This is a genomic window from Mesorhizobium sp. M7A.F.Ca.CA.001.04.2.1 (genome assembly GCF_003998485.1).
Taxonomy (GTDB): domain Bacteria; phylum Pseudomonadota; class Alphaproteobacteria; order Rhizobiales; family Rhizobiaceae; genus Mesorhizobium; species Mesorhizobium ciceri.
This window is the reverse complement of sequence record NZ_RZQT01000259.1, coordinates 1-2,748: the sequence shown is the minus strand read 5'-3', so window position 1 is coordinate 2,748 and position 2,748 is coordinate 1. Positions and strand designations below refer to the sequence as shown.

Genomic DNA, 2,748 nt, shown 5'->3' with positions numbered 1-2,748 from the left:
CGCGTGCACACCTTCGTCTTCGGTACCCGGCTGACCAATCTGACGCGGCAGATGCGCCATCGCGACCCGGATGCAGCCCTTGCCGACTGTTCGGCGGCGGTCATGGACTGGTCGGGTGGCACCCGCATCGGCGACACGCTGGCCGAGTTCAACCTGATATGGTCGCGTCGCGTGCTGGGGCAGGGGGCGGTCGTGCTTCTGATCACAGATGGGCTGGAGCGCGACGATGTCGCCGGCCTGTCGGAGGAGATGGAGCGCCTGCACAAATCCTGCCGGCGGCTGATCTGGCTGAACCCGTTGCTGCGCTTCGACGGCTTCCAGGCGCGCGCCCGTGGCGTCAAGGCGATGCTGCCGCATGTCGACGAGTTCCGCTCGGTGCACAATCTCGATGCGCTCGCCGATCTCTGCGCGTCATTGGACAAGAAGTCGGCACAATCCGTCGATCCGCGCCGATGGCTGGAAGCTGGCGCGAGGCGCGCCGCATAACCATATCCTTCCCATCCGGAAAACAGATCCCGAGAAAAACAGACTTCTGGAGAAACGGTCATGGAAAACAGCATTTATCTGGATGAGGCCCGCGACCCGCTGATCATTGCGGAGGGCTGGATGAAGGACGGCAAGGACGTGGCCATCGCGACAGTGGTCGAGACCTGGGGTTCGGCGCCCCGACCTGTAGGCAGCCATCTGGTCATCGACGCAGACGGCAATTTCCATGGCTCCGTCTCGGGCGGCTGCGTCGAAGGCGCTGTGGTCAGCGAGGCCATCGACGTCATCGACAGCGGCAAGGCCAGGATGCTGGAGTTCGGTGTTGCCGACGAAACCGCATGGCAAGTGGGCTTGTCCTGTGGCGGCCGCATCAAGGTGTACGTGGAAAGACTGGGCTAGAGCATGATCCCAAAAAGTGGGACCCGGTTTTTGGACAAGATGATGCTCGGACAAGAGATTTCCTGATGGATCCCTACGCCTTAAAAACTTTGAACGCCGAACGACGCGCCCGCCGTGCGGCGATCCTTGTCACCGATCTCGGTGACGGCCGCGACCGGATCGTGCGCGAGGGCGATCACGTCGCCGGCGATCTCGGAACCGCGATCGCCAGGGCGTTTCGCACCGGTAATTCCGGTTCGGTCGAAGCCGAGGGGCGGACTTTCTTTCTCAACGCGCATCTGCCGCAGCCGCGTCTGGTCGTGATTGGCGCTGTCCATATCAGCCAGGCGCTGGCGCCGATGGCGAAGATCGCCGGCTATCCCGTGGAGATCATCGACCCCCGCACCGCTTTCGCCACGCCGGACCGCTTTCCCGATGTGGCGCTTCATGCCGAATGGCCGGAGGATGTGCTGAAGCGTCAGCCGCTCGACAGCTACACCGCACTTGCCGCCGTCACCCATGATCCGAAGGTCGATGATTTCGCCCTGAAGGCAGCACTAGACGCCAACTGCTTCTATGTCGGCGCGCTCGGCAGCAGGAAGACGCATGCCAAGCGTGTCGAACGTTTGCTGGCGCTGGGCGCGAGCGCCGACCAGATCGCCCGTATCCATGCGCCGATCGGGCTCGATATTGGTGCTGCCAGCCCGGGAGAGATTGCTGTTGCGGTGTTGGCCCAGGCGATCCATGCCTTCCGCTCGCGCGGGCTGGACGCAAAAGGTGCGGCGGCGTGAAATTCGGACCGATCCCGATCGAGACGGCGGAAGGCGCGGTGCTGGCACACTCCACCACCGCTGGTGAACGCCGCTTCCGCAAGGCGCATAGGCTGAGCGCCGAAGATGTGGCGCTGCTACGGACTGCCGGTGTTTCCGAGGTCGTTGCGGCTGTTCTGGCTGAGGACGACCTCGGCGAGGATGCGGCCGCGCAAACGATTGCCGGGAGCATGGCCTTTCGCGGCATCGAAGCCAAGCCTGCCGCGACCGGGCGGGTCAACCTCCACGCCAAGGCGCCGGGCATCTTCACGGTCGATGCCGCTGCCATCGACGCCATCAATGCCATCGATCCCGCCATCACCATCGCCACGCTGGCGCAGCATGCGCCGGTCGAAAAAGGCCAGATGGTCGCGACGGTGAAGATCATTCCCTTCGCGGTCGGTTCAGCGCTGGTCGACGCTGCGACAGAAATCTGCGCCGCAGGCGAGATATTTGCCGTCAATGCCTACCGGCCCGTGCGTGTCGGCGTCATCCAGACGGTTCTGCCGGGCATCAAGCCTTCCGTGCTCGACAAGACGCTGCGCGTCACCGAAGCACGGCTGGCGCGTACCGGCGGCAGGCTGACAGCCGAGCGCCGCACGGCGCATGAGATCGCGCCGGTGGCGGAGGCCACGGCTTCCCTGGTGCGCGACAATGACATGGTGGTGATCTTCGGCGCCTCGGCGATGAGCGATTTCGCCGATGTCATTCCCGCGGCGATCGAGAAAGCGGGCGGTACCGTCGTCCGCGCGGGTATGCCGGTCGATCCCGGCAATCTGCTGGTGCTCGGTGCGCTCGGAGGCAAGCACATCATCGGCGCGCCCGGCTGCGCCCGCAGCCCCAAGGAGAACGGGTTCGATTGGGTGCTGGACCGATTGATCGCCGGTCTCGACGTGACCGCCAGGGATATTGCCGGCATGGGGGTCGGCGGACTGTTGATGGAAATCCCCACACGGCCGCAGCCGCGCGAACCGCTGCCGGCCAAATCTCAACTGAAGATCGGCATCGTGCTGCTGGCGGCCGGCCGGTCGAGCCGCATGGGCGGGCCGAACAAGCTGTTGGCGCTGTTCGACGG

4 protein-coding genes are annotated in these 2,748 nt (G+C 64.8%); all 4 read left to right on the top strand.

The features are described from left to right. On the top strand, positions 1–486 hold a 486-nt coding region (locus EN955_RS34225), incomplete at its 5' end, for a VWA domain-containing protein (RefSeq protein ID WP_127223568.1). Between the two features lie 60 nt (positions 487–546). Continuing rightward, positions 547–885: an XdhC family protein gene (locus EN955_RS34220; RefSeq protein ID WP_013532112.1), complete on the top strand. Its 339-nt coding sequence runs from the start codon at positions 547–549 to the stop codon at positions 883–885. Between the two features lie 65 nt (positions 886–950). Continuing rightward, positions 951–1,655: an XdhC family protein gene (locus EN955_RS34215; protein ID WP_013532111.1), complete on the top strand. Its 705-nt coding sequence runs from the start codon at positions 951–953 to the stop codon at positions 1,653–1,655. Continuing rightward, positions 1,652–2,748, top strand: a 1,097-nt coding sequence (locus tag EN955_RS34210; RefSeq protein ID WP_127223567.1) for a molybdopterin-binding protein, incomplete at its 3' end; no start/stop codon positions are given. The genes EN955_RS34215 and EN955_RS34210, both read left to right, overlap by 4 nt.